This is a genomic window from Nonomuraea sp. NPDC050022, from assembly GCF_044460705.1.
Lineage (GTDB): Bacteria > Actinomycetota > Actinomycetes > Streptosporangiales > Streptosporangiaceae > Nonomuraea.
In genome coordinates this window covers 886,792-901,817 of record NZ_JBITKE010000002.1, presented here as the reverse complement: position 1 = coordinate 901,817, position 15,026 = coordinate 886,792, and the positions used below count along the sequence as shown (strand labels likewise).

Below are 15,026 nucleotides of genomic sequence, written 5' to 3'. Positions count from 1 at the left end.
GCGTGCCCGCGACGCCGCGCCCGCGCCCGCGTGCGGCTCCGGCTGCGGTGGAGATCGCGTAACGTGCCTGAAAATCGGGATCTATCCCGTTAAGGTGCATGGGGTCCGTTCCGGCCGTCACAGGAGCCACTCCACTCATGCCGAATGCCGAACCCCTGCGCCCCGGCGACCCCGAGGCGATCGCGGCCTACCGGATCGTCGGGCGTCTCGGTGAGGGCGGCCAGGGCATCGTCTACCTCGGTCAGGCCCCGGACGGGCGGCCGGTGGCCGTCAAGGTGCTGCGGCAGTCCGTCGGCGGCGACGACCGCTTCGCCAAGGAGATCGCCGCGGCCCGGCGCGTGGAGCCGTTCTGCATCGCCCAGGTGCTCGACGCGTCGATGGGCGGCCGTCCGTACATCGTCAGCGAGTACGTCGAAGGCCCCTCCCTGCAGCAGGCGGGCCGCCATGGCGGCGGCGACCTGCAACGCCTGGCCGTCAGCACGGCCACCGCGCTGACCGCCATCCACCAGGCGGGCATCGTGCACCGCGACTTCAAGCCCGCCAACGTGCTGCTCGGCCGCGACGGGCCACGTGTCGTCGACTTCGGCCTCGCCCGCGTCGCCGACTCCGCCGTCACCGTCACCAGCAGCGTCGTCGGGACGCCCGCGTACATGGCCCCTGAGCAGCTCGCGGGCGCGTACGTCGGCCCGGCGGCGGACGTCTTCGCCTGGGCTTCGGTCATGGTGTACGCGGCGACGGGCACGCCGCCGTTCGGCGAGGATTCGCTGCCCGCGGTCATCAACCGCATCCTCAACCAGGAGCCGTTCCTGGGCGACCTGCCGGAGCCGCTGCGCTCGGTCGTGTACACCTGCCTGGCCAAGGACCCGGCCGCCCGCCCACAGATGCAGGACGTCCTGCTGCGCCTGCTCGGCGGCGCCAACAGCGCCGGAAACCAGCACATGCCGCCAGCGCCTCAGCACGCCCCGCCCGGCCCGGGGTACGTCCCGCCAGGCTCTGGGCACACCCCACCCGGCTCCGGGCACACCCCACCCGGCCCCGGGTACGCCCCATCCGGTCCGGGGCACGCTCCCGCAGGTGGCGGTCAGCGTCCCGCGCGGCCGCGTCGTCGCTTTCCGCTGGTCGCGGGCGTATCCGGAGCGGTCGCCGTGTGTCTGGCGGCCGGCGTCGTCGTCTGGAAAGGTCCGCTGAACGGGGGCGCCGCTCTATCGGCTCTGGCCGCGAACTCCAGCGAGTCGTCCCCCTCCGCCACCACGACCAAGCACAAAAAGACCGCAGCGCCCAAGAAGCCGCAGACCTCACCGATCACTCCCAAGCCCACGCACTCGCGCTCCACGCCGAAGCCCACGCACTCGCCCTCCACCCCCGAGCCGTCGCAGGAGCGCACGCCCGTCCGCTCTACCCCCAAGAACATGCCCAAGAACACGCCGAGGCCGACGAGCACGCCTACGAACAAGCCCACGAGCACGGCGACGAAGAAACCGACGACAACGCGACCGTCGCCGACCGCGACCAAGAAGACCAAGGCCGCCTCGTTCAGCCTCGCCTATGTGCGGGTCGCCGGCTCGTCGAAGATCAACGACGAGGGGATCACCTGCTACAGGGGCTCGCTGGGCTTCGGCATCGGCATCGACTCCTCCGAGATGGGAGCCGCGTTCTCCTACCAGTGGCTCGTCGACGGTCAGGTGATCGAGAGCGGCTCCAGGCGGATCCCGTCCTACGGCCGAAGCGACTATTTCGGGTCGAAAAAGCAGATCACCCCCGAGCTCGGTACCAAGCACACGGTCGTCTTCCGGCTCACCTCGCCGACACAGCGCACCAAGTCGACCTCGTGGACCATGTGCTGACCCACAGCCCTCAAAGGCGCAGTGACGTCGCCGCTGGACAATTCAATTCTTGAGGAAGTTAATTACCAGTACAATCGGTTGCACACCCCAGCCCTCTCGGGAGGCACCAGTTGCACTGGGTTATCACCGGCACACTGCTGGCCGGATTGCTCACCGTTCCCACCACCCCCACCGACACCTGGACCGTCAAGGCCCCCACAGGCGGGCCCGTCGCCACCGTCCACCTCGACGCGCAGGGCCGCCCGTCCGTGGCCGTGTCGCGAGACGGCGCGACCGTACTCGAACCCAGCCCGCTCGGCGTCACCACGGAACAGGCCGACCTCACCACCGGCCTGAGCCTGACCGGCCGTTCCGGCCGCGTGGTCGTCGAGAAGTACACGACCACGGCCGGCAAGCGCCTCAATCGCCTGTCCGTGATGAACGAGACCCACTTCCGCTTCACCCGCGGAGACGCCAAGCTCGACCTGGTCGTCAGGGCCGCCCGCGACGGCGTCGCCTACCGCTACGAACTGCCCGGCGCGGGCGCCGTCCTCAGCGAGGCGTCGGCGTTCGCCGTCCCCGCCGGGTCCACCGCCTGGCTGGCCGGCCACCGCCGCGACTACGAGAACCCGTTCATCCAGTACGCCGACGTCCCCCCGGCCGAATACCAGATGCCCGCCCTGTTCGGAGTGGGCCAGAACTACCTCCTGCTGGCCGAATCGGCGCTGAACGGCTCCTACACGGGTCCCCGCCTGGTAAGCGACCAGGGCACCTACAAGATCGCTCTCTGGGACGCGCGGGTCCCCTACGACCATGGCCTGGCCACGCCCTGGCGGGTCATGGTCACGGGCGACCTCGCAACCGTCACCGAGTCCACCCTCGTCGACGACCTCGCGCCCGGATCCCAGGTCGCCGACACCTCGTGGATCAAGCCGGGCAAGGTGCTGTGGAGCTGGCTGGCCGGTGGCCGGAGCGTGCAGCAGAGCCTTGAGCAGCAGAAGGAGTTCGTCGACTACGCCGCGCGGCACCGCTGGCCGTACGTGCTGGTGGACGCCGGCTGGTACGACGATCCGGTCACCGGCGAGCGGGCCTGGACGGATCGGACGGCCGAGTTCACCTGGATACCCGAGCTCGTCGAGTACGGCAAGGCGCGCGGCGTTGGCATCATGACCTGGCTGCGATTCTCCGACTTCGACACCCACGACAAGCGCGTCCAGCGCTTCGGCCTGCTGCGTCAATGGGGTGTCAAGGGTGTCAAGCTGGACTTCATCGACTCCGAGGCGCAGGAACGGCTGCAGTGGTACGACGGGACGCTGCGCGACCTGGCCGACAACCAGCTCATGGTCAACTTCCACGGCTCGACCGTGCCCAAGGGGATCAACCGCACGTGGCCCCAGGTCATGAGCATGGAAGGCGTGCACGGCGCGGAGAAGTCGTCGAACCTGACCACCAGCCACCTGGCGGCCCTGCCGTACACCAGGAACGAGATCGGCTCGATGGACTACACGCCGATGGCCTTCCAGCGCCCCAATCGGCCCACCTCCGACGCGCATGAGCTGGCGCTGTCGGTGGTGTTCGAGTCGGGGCTGGAGAACCTGGCCGGGTCGCTGGCGGCATATCGGGCGCGGCCCGAGGCCGAGCGTTTCCTCGGCCAGGTGCCCACGGTGTGGGACGAGACGCGGCTGCTGTCCGGCAAGCCGGCCGACCACACGGTGATGGCCCGGCGCAGCGGCGACCGCTGGTTCATCGGCGCCGGAGTCTCCGGGGTGGCCCGGACGCTGCAGGTGCCGACGGGCTTCCTGCGGGGTCGGTGGCTGGTCGAGGTGACCGGGGACGGCGCCGACGGGCTGGTCCGTGAGGCGCACGTGGTGCAGGGCGGCACGCTGCCGGTGGAGGTCAAGGCGGAGGGCGGATTCGCCGCCATCGCCTGCCGCTGGCGCCCCGGCCTGACAACCTGCGCCCGCTGAGGCTGAGCAAACAGCGGCTAGGGACGCGGGCACCCAAGCCCGCGTCCCTGACCGACCATGAACACGCTTCAGTAGCCCGGCAAGCGGTTGCAGAAGCCAGAAACTCGGATCTTTACAGGGCCTTGACCACGCTCCACGCCGGAAATACCGTCATTGGTGCCTAACACCTCCGATCTCTTCACGACGAGAGGGCACCCTATGGATCGGCGACACCTGCTGAAGACCGGAGGCGTCCTGGCCGGGAGCGCACTGCTGGCCGGCGGCTTACCCGGACCGGCGTCGGCGGCCCGAGAGGTGGCCTTCCGGGTGATGACGGCCGCCACCGGCGTGGCGGCGAGGACAGACCGGCGGCCCGTCGCAGGGGGAGTCCACGATCCGAAGGCGGGGACGACGTTCATCTCCTGGGGCGGGACGAACGAGGACAGCTACGTCCAGGCGTTCCGCCACGGCCGCTGGTCGGCGCCACGGAAGATCATCGACGGGCGGGGCGACTCCCACAACTACCCGACCATGGTGCAGGCCGACGACGGGCATCTCGTGGTGGTCGTCGGGATGCACAACGGCGAGACCGTGGTCGCCAGGTCCCCGCAACCGCACACCATCGACGGCGAGTGGAGCTCCCGGGTCGTCGCGGAGGGCGCGGCGGCCAGCTATCCGATGCCGTTCAAGGCGGCCAACGGGCACCTGTTCGTGTTCTTCCGGGAGACCACCCGGACCGTGGACCCGAGCGCGCCGACGGACAATCGGCCGATGCTGTTCATGAGGTCCACCGACCACGGGGTCACCTGGCAGAGCTCCAAGCAGCTCACTGGCCTGCCGTACGTGCTCGGCTCGACCGACAGGGCGGACAACCTCAACGAGATCTACGTCGGGCAGCTGAGGTACCAGCGATGGCCCGAGCGCGTGCACCTGGTATGGACGCTGGCCGGCGGCGGTCCCGCCCAGCACCGGCACGACTACTACCACAAGGACATCCACTACGCCTGGTTCGACCCCAACGCGCTGACCTTCCACGCCGCCGACGGCACCGATCTCGGGCCGCAGCTCACCAACGACGAGATGGAGGGACCCTGCAAGGTCGCGGTGACGCCGCTTGAGCGTCCGGCCGACGTCGTCTCGCCCGACTACATCCAGCTGGTCGGCTGGCTGCGGAACGGGCGGCCGTTCGTGGTCTGGTTCACCAGGGACGCCGCCCTCGGATTCCACGACTTCGCCTCGGTGTGGACGCCGCGCGGCTGGCAGACCAGCGAGGTGGCCACCGGGCTGCGTAGCAGGGAGATGGAGCAGATCGGGCCGGACACGTGGCGGGTGTACACCACGGTCGACGGACAGCCCGGCATCGCGACCCATCGGCTGGACCACGGCCGGCGGTGGACGCCCGAGACCGTGATCCCCACCCCCAAGCCGGTCGCGCGGATCGAGCTCATCACCCGCTTCCGCGACCCGGCCAGGATCCTGGCCACCGGAGCGTCGAGCGCCCGCGAGGTCACCGTGGCCGACGGCGACGTCTACGTGGCGGGCCAGGACTGAGCCGGCCGTCCGGGCGGGGCGGAGCCGGTCGTCCAGGCGGGCGCGGATCGGCGCCATGTTTCCCCAGGTCAGCGCCACTGCGATGCCATCTTTTCCGCATATCACCGAGAATGCGCATTTGTCCGCAGTTGAACCCCACAAGGGAGGCAGCCGTACCAGGCCGAGAGAGAACGGAAAGGGTAATCATGAACATGCGCACCCTCATTGTCCCCGGCCTTGCTGCCTCCCTCGTACTGATCGCCACTTCGCTCAACCCGATTTCCGCACAAGCGACCACCCCCATTTACCTGGCCGCATCGCTCAAAGGCTCGAACGAAGTTCCCGCCCAGGGCATGAAGGTAGGTGACGCGGACGGAAGCGCGCTCGCCGTGTTCCGCATCCACGGCAACCGGGTCGACTACGCCGTCCGGTGGAGCAAAGTAGACGCGCCCAGCGGATTCCACATCCACCGTGGCGAAGCGGGTGAGAACGGCGACGTCAGGGTCCCGTTCTTCGTCGAGGCGCTGCCCAACACGTTCCACGCCGTCAAGGGCACGGTCCAGGTGCAGGACGGCGCTCTGCTCAGCCGTATCGTCAGCCATCCCGGCAAGTGGTACGCCAACCTGCACAACGCCGAGTTCGGCGGCGGCGCCGTACGGGCTCAGCTGTACCGGATCCGCCCGGTGGAACTGGAGTCGGTGCTGGCGCACGGGTTCGGCGCCACGCTCACCACGCGGGCCGACGGGCGCCAGGAGATACCGGCACCCGGCATGAAGGTCGGCGACCGCGACGGGCGCGCCGGGTGGCTGGTACAGCCGGAGGGCAACCGGGTGTGGTTCGCCGCCGCGTGGGCGGGGGTCGGGCCACCGGTCGGCGCGCACATCCACCGCGCCCCGAAGGGCAAGAACGGGCCGGTGGTCGTGCCCTTCTTCGCCGCGGAGAAGGGCCTGCCCGCCAGCGTCAACGGCATCGCCGGTAGCACGACCACCTCTACAGCGGTGGCCCGCCGCATCTGGAAGAAGCCCAAGAACTGGTACGCGAACCTGCACACCGCCGCGTTCCCGGGCGGCGCGGTACGCGGCCAGCTCTACAAGGGCGACTGGTAAGCCGCCCCGCCTCTACAAGGCAAGGCTCACGCGCCGTCCGAGCACGGCGCGTGAGCCTTTTCGAAGCGGATGATCGAGGTCATGGCCGACGGCGGCGGGCCAGTGCTCCCGACTTCAGGCGGAATGGTGTAGGCCCGCCTGTGAGTGCCCTTTGGGGCGCCTGCTTGCGTTGCTCATCGGCGCGCGCCGCCTGCGGGATGTCGTCATCACGGCCTCCGCCTTCACCGCCGCCCACAGCATCACGTTCCTGCTGGCGGCGATGGGGGTCGTGGACGTTCCGGGTCAGATCGTCGAGCCGATCATCGCCGGGTCGATCATGGTCGTGGCCCTCGCCAACCTCCTGGGCCGGGGCGAGGACCGGCTGGGCAGGTGGCGGCTGCCCGTCGTGTTCGCTTTCGGGCTGGTGCACGGGCTCGGCTTCGCGGGCGCGCTGGACATCGACCAGAGCGGATCATGGGAGCTGCTCCTGTCGCTGCTGAGCTTCAACCTCGGCATCGAGGCCGCGCAGCTCGCGATCATCGCCGTGCTCTTCCCGCTGCTGGTGCTGCTGCGCCGCACGCCCGCCGCCCGCTGGGGGTGGTCGCGCTGTCGGTCCCCATCGTGGCGTCAGCCTGTACTGGTTCGTCGATCGCATCCCGCTGCCGCTCTGACCGGGCACCGGCCCGGCCGAGGTCCGGTCAGAGGATGGTGAGCGGGTCGGCGGCGCGTTCGCGCAGGGCGCTGATGACGCTCGCGAGCGGGCCGCCGCGATCCGCCGCGCCCGCGGGCCAGACCACGCCGAGCCGGAAGTGCAGGTCCGGGTCGTCCAGCGGCACGAGGACGAGCCCGGACTCGGTCAGGACGCGGCCCGCGATCGTGTTGGGCGTGATCAGGGACAGAGCGCGCGAGTGGGTGATGTGCGCGGCGATCTGTACGACGTCACTGTGCGGCATCTCCCGGATCCGGGTGACCCCGCCCTCGCGCAGGTGGTCGCGCAGCCCCTTCATCACCAGCGGGTGCACCTTGAACGAGGTGAGCAGCATCTGCCGGTCGGCCAGGTCGCGGAGCGTGAGCCGGGCGCGGCCGGCCAGCGGGTCGTCGGCCCGCATGGCGATGGCGAAGCTGTATTCGGCGAGGGCGAGGCTGTCGAGGCCGGGGGCGTCCACGGGCAGGTGGACGACGGCGATGTCCAGCCGGTGCGCCGCCAGCAGGGCGAGCAGCCCCGCCGACGGCTCCAGGCTCACCGGCAGCTCGATCCCGGGGCTCACCCGTGCGAACGTCTCCAGCACCAGGTCCAGGACCTGGGTGGGGGCGAGCGGCGTGGCCCCCACCCGCACGGCCGGGGCGACGACGGCGGGTCCGGTCGCGAGGTCCGCCAGCGCGTCGAAGCGGGCCAGCACGTCGCGGGCCGGCTCCAGGAACACCCGCCCGAAGGCGGTCAGCTCGACCTGGTGGTAGCCCCGGTCGAACAGATCCTTGCCGAGCTCCTTCTCCAGCTCCCGGATGCGGCGGCTGAGCGGGGACGACGTCACGTGCAGCCGTTCGGCGGCGCGCCCGAAGTGGAGCTCCCCGGCCACGGCCACGAAGTAACGGAGCTGCTGGATGTCCATCTCGCTCAGAGTAGCGACGGACCTCGGCGATCAATCACCCGCACTGATCACGACGGCGCCAGCAACGAGACGAGATCGTCCCATCGGGCGAACAGCAGCCCCAGAACAGCGCCGAAGACGCCGACCACCACGCTGAGCGCCGGGTCGAAGGACCCGCTCACCAGCGACCCCGCCAGCCCGAGCAGGGCGATCACGACGAGCACGATGTTGCGCACCACGTGTTCTACGCCCAAGGGCGTCTGGGTGGGGCCGAAGCAGCGGCAGGCCACCGTGTTGCCCCTCCGGACGACCAGGGCGACGGCGACGGTCAGACACGCGAGCAGCCCGGCCGCGAGGACGAACGACGCCGATCCGGCCCAGCGAAGGGGAACCGCGGCCAGCAAGATGACCCCGCCCTCGGCCACCACCGTGGCGACCGCCGCCGGGACCTTCACGGCGCCGACCAGCCCCATCGCGCCGACCGACACGACGAACTCGTCCCAGGCCCGGCGGCTGGAGACCTTGCCCACCAGCGCGAGCGTGAACATCGTGAGCAGCAGCAGTCTGCTCGCCACATCGACGTACTGCATGATCACAACGTAGCCACGGGCGAGCGGATCCAGCAAGAGGGACTTCGTTACGCTCGAAGATCCACGAGCAGGAAGTAGACCGTCGTGCTGATTCGGTTACTCGGACCCGTCGAGGTGGAGCGTTCGGGCCAGACCCGCCCCGTACGGCCGCCGCAGGTCGCGCTCGCCTTGGCCGCGCTCGCGTGGGAGGTCGGCCGGGTCGTGTCCGTCGACAGGCTCCTCGCCCGGGTCTGGGGCGAGCAGGTTCCGCCCGGCGCGCGGCGCACCCTGTACACCGTCATCACCCGCATCCGCCGCGACGTACTGGCCGGCGATGGCGCCGTCGTCCAGCGGACCGGCGGCTACCTACTCGACGTGGACGAGTCCGCGGTGGACGTGTCGCGCTTCCGGAGCCTCGCCTATCAGGCGATGGCCGAGCCGGACCCGGCGCCGCTGCTGGGCGAGGCTCTGGCGCTGTGGCGCGGCGACCCGCTGACCGGCCTGCCCGGCGAATGGGCCGAGCGCGCCCGCCACCGGCTGCGCGACGAGCGCAAGGCGGCCATGCTGCGGTGGGCGCGTACGGTGACCGGCCGCGACGCCGCGGCCGCCGTGGGGGCGCTGACGCCGCTGGCCGACGAACACCCGCTGGACGAACTCCTGGCGGCCGCGCTGATCGAGGCGCTGCACACGTGGGGGCGGACCGCCGAGGCGCTGGCGCACTTCGCCCGGGTACGCCGGACGCTCGCCGACGAGCTGGGCGTCGAGCCCGGTACGGCATTACGGCGCGTCCACCGGATGCTGCTGCGCTCCGGCGACGTGGCCGAGACCACGCACGTGGTCCCGGCCCAGCTGCCGGTCGACCTGAGGGGCTTCGTCGGGCGGGCGGCGGAGCTGGACCGGCTGGCCGAGGCCGCGAGCGGCGACCGGCTGGCGAGCGCGGCGGTCTACGCGATCTCGGGACCACCCGGCGTGGGCAAGTCGTCGCTCGCGCTGCGCTGGGCGCACCTCAATCGTGACCGCTTCCCGGACGGCCAGCTGTACGCCGACCTCAGCACGGTCGACCCGGCCGACGCGGCCGTGGTCCTGCCCCGCTTCCTCGGCGCGCTCGCGGTCCCGGAAGCCCAGATCCCGTCGGACGTCGAGGCCCGGATCGGGCTCTACCGCAGCCTGCTGGCCTCCCGGCGGGTCCTCGTCGTGCTCGACGACGCCCGCGGCGCCGAGCAGGTACGCCCGCTGCTGGCCGGCGCGCCGGGATGCCTGACGCTGATCACCAGCCGGGCCGAGCTGACCGGCCTGGCGGTCACCTCGGGCGCCTCCCTGGTTCGCCTGGACGTCCTGCCGGACGACGACGCCTACCACCTGCTGGCGGCGCGCCTGGGCGAGCCGAGGCTGGCGGCGGAGCCCGAGGCCGCCGCGCTGATCATTCGCCGGTGCGGCCGGCTGCCGCTGGCCCTGGCGATCGTCGCGGCGCAGCTGGCGCGGCACACCGACCTGCCGCTGGCCGAGGTCGCCGCGGACCTCGCGCGGCCCGGCGCCGATCTGGAGCCGTTCGCCCACAGCGACCCGGCGATCGACCTGCGCGGAGTGTTCGGGCGCTCGTACCGGGACCTGCCCGAGCCCGCGATCCGGCTGTTCCGGCGCCTCGGTCGCCACCCCGGGCCGCACGTGTCGCTCGCCGCGGCGGCGAGCCTGGCCGCCCTGCCGGTGGACCGCACCCGGGAACTGGCCGCGCGGCTCGACCGCGCCAACCTGCTCGACCTCCGCGCGCCCGGCCGCCTGCACCTGCACGACCTGCTGCGCGTGTACGCGTCGGAGCAGGAGCGGGCCGCCGACAGCCGGACGGTACGGTGGGGGACGACGAGGCGGTTGCTGGACCACTACCTGCATTCGGCGTGCGCGGCCAGCGAGGTCTGCTACCCGCACCGCGAAAAGCTCGACCTGGAACCGCGGGCGCGAGGCGTCGTTACGGAGCGGTTCGCCGATCAGGCGGAGGCCCTGCGCTGGTACGCCGACGAGTCGGCGGCGCTGCCCGCGTTGCTGACGGAGGCGACCGAGGCCGGGCTGGACCGGCACGTGTGGCAGCTGGCGTGGGCGTTCTCGGAGTTCATGCAGCGCCGCGGCCCATGGGAGCAGGTGCTGGGCGTTCAGGCGGTGGCGTTGGAGGCGGCCGAGCGGCTCGGCGACCGGCTGGCCCGGGCCCGGGGCCACAACTGCATCGCGCGCGCCCACGTCAGGCTCGGCCGCGACCTGGCGGCCATCGAACACTTCCAGCAGGCGATCGAGCTGCATCGCGACCTCGACGAGCCGGTCCTGGAGGCGCACGTCCACCTGGGCCTGACGGTCTCGCTGAACCGGGTGCGACCCGCCGAACGACTGGGCCACACGCTGCGCGCGCGGGAGCTGTTCCGGCAGGCAGGCGATGCCATCGGCGAGGCGCGGGCGTTGAACAACGCGGGCTGGTTGCGGGCCCAGCTCGGCGAGTACGACCAGGCGCTGGCCGACTGCCGCCGGGCACAGCGCATCCTGGCCGAGTTCGGGTACGCCCAGGGCGAGGGCCACACCTGGGACAGCATCGCCGTCGTACTGGAGGCCAAGGGCGACCTCGCGCAGGCCGTGGCGTCCTACGAGCGGGCGGTGGAGTTGCTGCGCGGCTGCGACGACCTCCACCCGGCGGCCGAGACGCTGGTCCGGCTGGGCGAGACGCACCTGCGGGCCGACGACACCGCCGCCGCGCTCGACGCCTGGAAGCGGGCGGCGGAATGCTACGACGCCCTCGGCGACGCGCAGGCCGACAAGGTACGCGCCCGCATCGCGGCCCACGACCAGGAGGGGTGAACCCGTTCTCGGTAGGCCGTTAAGAATTCGTTGAGAAATCGCTCAGCGCCCGGGTGCAGGCTGCGAGGCGCGGCGGGACGGCCGGCGTGGGCCGGCCGTGCTCCGCCGTGCCGGCCGGGCGATGGCCCGCCGGGACCGCCGCCGATATGGAGGTTCGATGCGCGTCGTGACCAAAATGGCCGACCGGCTCCTTGAGCTGGTCGCGCCGCACACTGTGGCCCGGGCAGCCGACTGCGCCTATGAGTGCTGCAAGTTCCCCGCATTCACCGCGAAGTACTGCTGCTACTACCCGAATGGTCACGTGTCGTGCGGCGGGTGCAAGAGCTACATCTACTGCTCGTAACCACTCGTCCCCGAGCCCGCTCACGTAGCGCGCGGGCTTTCACGGTGACGAGTACGCCGCGATGACCGGTGCCCGGCGGTGGTCGGCCGCGGCCGGGCACACCCTCATGAGCTTTCGACACGGAGATGTCTAGTGCCTTACCTGATCGCCATCGTGGTCCTCGTCGGCGCCCTGTGCCTGCTGGACCTGCTGCTGACCCTCGGCGTCATCCGGCGGCTCCGGGAGCAGACGAAGCTGATCGACGCGCTGTACGAAGCCGTCGGCACGGGCGTCCTGGCCGGAGCGGACAACGGTCTGCCCGTCGGAGAGGTCGTCGGCGACTTCGACGCGACGACCGTGGACGGCACCCGCGTCGCGCGTGACCTTCTGCCCGAGGGGACGGTCGTCGCGTTCATGTCGCCGGACTGCCAGGGCTGCCATGAGCAGCTTCCCGAGGTGGTCTCCTGGGCCGCGGGCCAGGACCGGTCGCGGGTGCTCGCGGTGGTCGACGGACGCTCGGGTGATCCCGCGTCCCTGGTCACCAAGCTGTCGCCCGTCGCCCAGGTGATCGTGGAGGAGGCGCCTTCGGGGGTCGCCAACGCGTTCCGCGTCCAATCTTTCCCGACCTTCTTCCAGGTGGCCGAGGGCGGCAAGCTGCTCGCGAGGGCGCCCCGGATCTCTCGGCTGCCGGCCGTTTCGCCGGCCGTGTCCACCGCTGGTTCGCCGGCCGCGGACACCGTCGGTTCGTCGGAGCGGCAGGCCGAAGAGCAGCCGGCGTGAGCGATCGCCGACCGGGGACGGCACCGGCGCCCCGGGTCCTGGCGGGATGCGGGCTGCGCGCCGCCGGGATGGTGTGGCGGTCGGCGCCGGCCCACGTACTCGGATATCTGGCGGTCACGCTCGTGGGCGCGGTCGCCCCGATCGCCCTGGCCTGGCTGACGAAGGCCGTGCTGGACGGCCTGGCTGACCGGCGGACCACCGTGCTGCTCGGCCTGGCGGTGACGATCGCCGTCGTGACGACGGCCGCCGTGGCGGCGACGCACGCCGCGCACTACCTGCGGGCCGAGGTGGACCGCCGGGCGGCACAGCGCGCCAAGGACGAGCTGTTCGCGGCGGTGACCCGCTTCACGGGACTGGCCCCGTTCGAGAGCCCCGCCTTCCTCGACCGGCTGCGCCTGGCCCAGCAGAGCGCGAGCAACCCGGGCCGGCTGGTGGACACCGCGTGCTCCGCCGCGCGCGGCACGGTGACCGTCGTCGGGTTCGTCGGCTCCCTGGCGCTGATCAGTCCCGCGTTCACCGTCCTGGTCCTGCTGTCGGCCGTACCGGCGCTGCTGATCGAGCTGCGGCTGTCGCGGCAGCGGGTCGCGATGATGTGGCGGATCGGGCCGGCCGAGCGGCGGGAGCTGTTCTACGCGCACCTGATGTCGACCGCGGACGCCGCCAAGGAGATCCGCCTGTTCGACCTCGGCGCCTTCCTGCGCCTGCGCATGCTGGCCGAGCTGCGGACCGCCAACGTGGCTCGCCGGCGGATGGATCGGCGGGAGTTCCTCGTACAGGCGAGCCTGTCTGGCACGTCGGCGGCCGTGGCCGGCGTGGGACTCGTCTGGACCATCCTCGCGGCGGGCCGCGGGCAGCTCAGCGTGGGCGACGTGTCGATGTTCGTGGCGGCCGTCGCCGGCGTGCAGGCCGCGCTGAACGTCATGGTGTCGGCCGGCGTGATGGCCCACGAACAGCTGCTGACGTTCCACCATCACGTCACGATCGTGACCGCGGGCCCCGACCTGCCGGCGCCGGGTGAGCCCAGGCCGCTCGCGCCGCTGCGCCGGGGCATCGAACTGCGGGACGTCTGGTTCAGGTACAGCGACGACCATCCGTGGGTCCTACGCGGCGTCAACCTGTTCATCCCGCACGGCCGCACGGTCGCGCTCGTCGGCCGCAACGGCGGCGGCAAGAGCACGCTGGTGAAGTTGCTGTGCCGCTTCTACGACCCGACGCGCGGCGCGATCCTGTGGGACGGCGTGGACCTCCGCGACGTGGCGCCCGAGACGCTGCGCGCCCGGATCGGCGCGGTCTTCCAGGACTTCGTGGCCTACGAGATGACGGCGACCGACAACATCGCGTTGGGCGACCCGGCCGCCACCGAGGACCGGACGCGCGTCGAACGAGCGGCACGCGACGCCGGCGTCCACGACACTGTCGCGGCTCTCCCGCACGGCTATCGCACGCTCCTGAGCCGCCAATTCACCCCGGAGGAGGAAGGTGAGGAGGGCGCGGGTGTGCTGCTGTCGGGCGGGCAGTGGCAGCGGGTGGCGCTGGCGCGGGCGTTCCTGCGCCGCGACCGCGACCTGATGATCCTCGACGAGCCCAGCGCCGGGCTGGACCCCGAGGCCGAGTACGAGGTGCACAGCCAGCTCGCCAGGCTGCGGTCCGGGCGTACCAGCGTGGTGATCTCCCATCGCCTCGGCGCGGTGCGCGACGCCGACCTGATCGTGGTGCTGGCCGACGGCGTGGTCACCGAGGAGGGCACGCACGCCGCCCTGCTGTCGGACGGGGGGACGTACGCGCGGCTGTTCACCCGGCAGGCCACCGGTTACCGAGACGAGGTCAGCTCGTCTCCTCGGGGCGAGGTCCACCCGAACTCTCGGGACGAGGTCCACCCGGCTTCTCGGGACGAGGTCCACGGGACTCCCCGGGGCGAGGTCCACCCGAGCTCTCGGGACGAGGTTCACCCGACGGGAGCAGCGCGTTGATCGGCGCGCTCGTCGGCGTCGCCGTGGTGGTGCTCCTCATCGTCCTGTGGCTGCGCAGGCGGTATGTGGTGGTGACCGTTCATGGGGAGAGCATGCTGCCGACGTATCGGCCGGGCGAGCGCCTGGTCGTCCGGCGGACACCTCCCCGTTCACTGCGTACCGGACAGGTCGTGGTGCTCGCGGGAGTGGCGAAGGGGTCGCGCGCTGGAGCGGCGAGAGGGCCGCGCGCCGGCGCGGTGGGAGGGTCGCCAGTGGACGACCCGGGCACGGGCTGGATCGTCAAGCGCGTCGCGGCCGTCCCGGGTGACCCGATACCGAGGGACACGGTGCCCGCGCTGCGGACCGCGCCGGGTACGCATGTGCCCGCCGGCCACCTGGTCGTGCTGGGGGACAACGCGGACCGTTCGTACGACTCCCGCCGCTCCGGGTATCTGACGACGGACCACTTGCTCGGCGTGGTGCTCCGCAAGGTCGGTTAGCCGCTTCGCCGATTCGCTATTGAATACCCGAAGAATAGGCTGGATATTTCTGGCCGAAAATGGGTTCGCCTTTTCATCGGACCCGGTCGTTTGAGCAT

General features: G+C 71.4%; 12 protein-coding genes. 10 read left to right on the top strand and 2 right to left on the bottom strand.

Annotation, left to right across the window (positions count from 1 at the left end; all coding sequences use genetic code 11):
• Window positions 1-137 precede the first annotated feature (137 nt).
• The 5 genes from ACIBO2_RS10680 (at window position 138) to ACIBO2_RS10660 (ending at window position 7,096) form a co-directional block, all read left to right on the top strand.
• A complete protein-coding gene (locus ACIBO2_RS10680; RefSeq protein WP_397296464.1) occupies window positions 138-1,844 on the top strand; it encodes a protein kinase in 1,707 nt (568 codons plus the stop codon).
• 110 nt (window positions 1,845-1,954) lie between these two features.
• Window positions 1,955-3,790: a glycoside hydrolase family 97 catalytic domain-containing protein gene (locus tag ACIBO2_RS10675; protein ID WP_397296462.1), complete on the top strand. Its 1,836-nt coding sequence runs from the start codon at window positions 1,955-1,957 to the stop codon at window positions 3,788-3,790.
• 198 nt (window positions 3,791-3,988) lie between these two features.
• On the top strand, window positions 3,989-5,320 hold the full coding sequence (locus tag ACIBO2_RS10670; RefSeq protein ID WP_397296460.1) for a BNR-4 repeat-containing protein: 1,332 nt from the start codon (window positions 3,989-3,991) through the stop codon (window positions 5,318-5,320).
• Between the two features lie 185 nt (window positions 5,321-5,505).
• Window positions 5,506-6,405 carry a CHRD domain-containing protein gene (locus ACIBO2_RS10665; RefSeq protein ID WP_358544224.1) on the top strand — a complete coding sequence of 300 codons (900 nt, stop codon included), beginning with the start codon at window positions 5,506-5,508 and terminating at the stop codon, window positions 6,403-6,405.
• 151 nt (window positions 6,406-6,556) lie between these two features.
• Entirely contained in the window at window positions 6,557-7,096 is a 540-nt protein-coding gene (locus ACIBO2_RS10660; protein WP_397296458.1) for a HupE/UreJ family protein, read from the top strand.
• On the opposite strand, the gene ACIBO2_RS10655 is transcribed toward ACIBO2_RS10660, so the two are convergent.
• Entirely contained in the window at window positions 7,083-7,994 is a 912-nt protein-coding gene (locus ACIBO2_RS10655; protein WP_358544220.1) for a LysR family transcriptional regulator, read from the bottom strand. The genes ACIBO2_RS10660 and ACIBO2_RS10655 overlap by 14 nt on opposite strands.
• 47 nt (window positions 7,995-8,041) lie before the next feature.
• Window positions 8,042-8,563 carry a MauE/DoxX family redox-associated membrane protein gene (locus ACIBO2_RS10650; RefSeq protein ID WP_397296456.1) on the bottom strand — a complete coding sequence of 174 codons (522 nt, stop codon included), beginning with the start codon at window positions 8,561-8,563 and terminating at the stop codon, window positions 8,042-8,044.
• 84 nt (window positions 8,564-8,647) lie between these two features.
• Between ACIBO2_RS10650 and ACIBO2_RS10645 the strand changes: the two genes are divergently transcribed.
• The 5 genes from ACIBO2_RS10645 to ACIBO2_RS10625 all read left to right on the top strand — a co-directional run bounded on the left by ACIBO2_RS10645 (window position 8,648) and on the right by ACIBO2_RS10625 (window position 14,928).
• Window positions 8,648-11,377, top strand: a complete 2,730-nt coding sequence (locus tag ACIBO2_RS10645; RefSeq protein ID WP_397296454.1) for a BTAD domain-containing putative transcriptional regulator — start codon at window positions 8,648-8,650, stop codon at window positions 11,375-11,377.
• 157 nt (window positions 11,378-11,534) lie between these two features.
• Window positions 11,535-11,720, top strand: a complete 186-nt coding sequence (locus ACIBO2_RS10640) for a hypothetical protein (protein WP_358544212.1) — start codon at window positions 11,535-11,537, stop codon at window positions 11,718-11,720.
• A 132-nt stretch (window positions 11,721-11,852) separates the two neighbouring features.
• Window positions 11,853-12,479, top strand: coding sequence for a hypothetical protein (locus ACIBO2_RS10635; RefSeq protein ID WP_358544209.1), 627 nt, complete (start codon window positions 11,853-11,855; stop codon window positions 12,477-12,479).
• A complete protein-coding gene (locus tag ACIBO2_RS10630) occupies window positions 12,476-14,449 on the top strand; it encodes an ABC transporter ATP-binding protein (protein ID WP_397296452.1) in 1,974 nt (657 codons plus the stop codon). The genes ACIBO2_RS10635 and ACIBO2_RS10630 overlap by 4 nt, the downstream gene beginning before the upstream one ends.
• The gene (locus ACIBO2_RS10625) at window positions 14,446-14,928 is read left to right on the top strand and encodes a S26 family signal peptidase (RefSeq protein WP_397296450.1); all 483 of its coding nucleotides are present in this window, start codon (window positions 14,446-14,448) and stop codon (window positions 14,926-14,928) included. The genes ACIBO2_RS10630 and ACIBO2_RS10625 overlap by 4 nt, the downstream gene beginning before the upstream one ends.
• The last annotated feature ends 98 nt before the right edge of the window (window positions 14,929-15,026 follow it).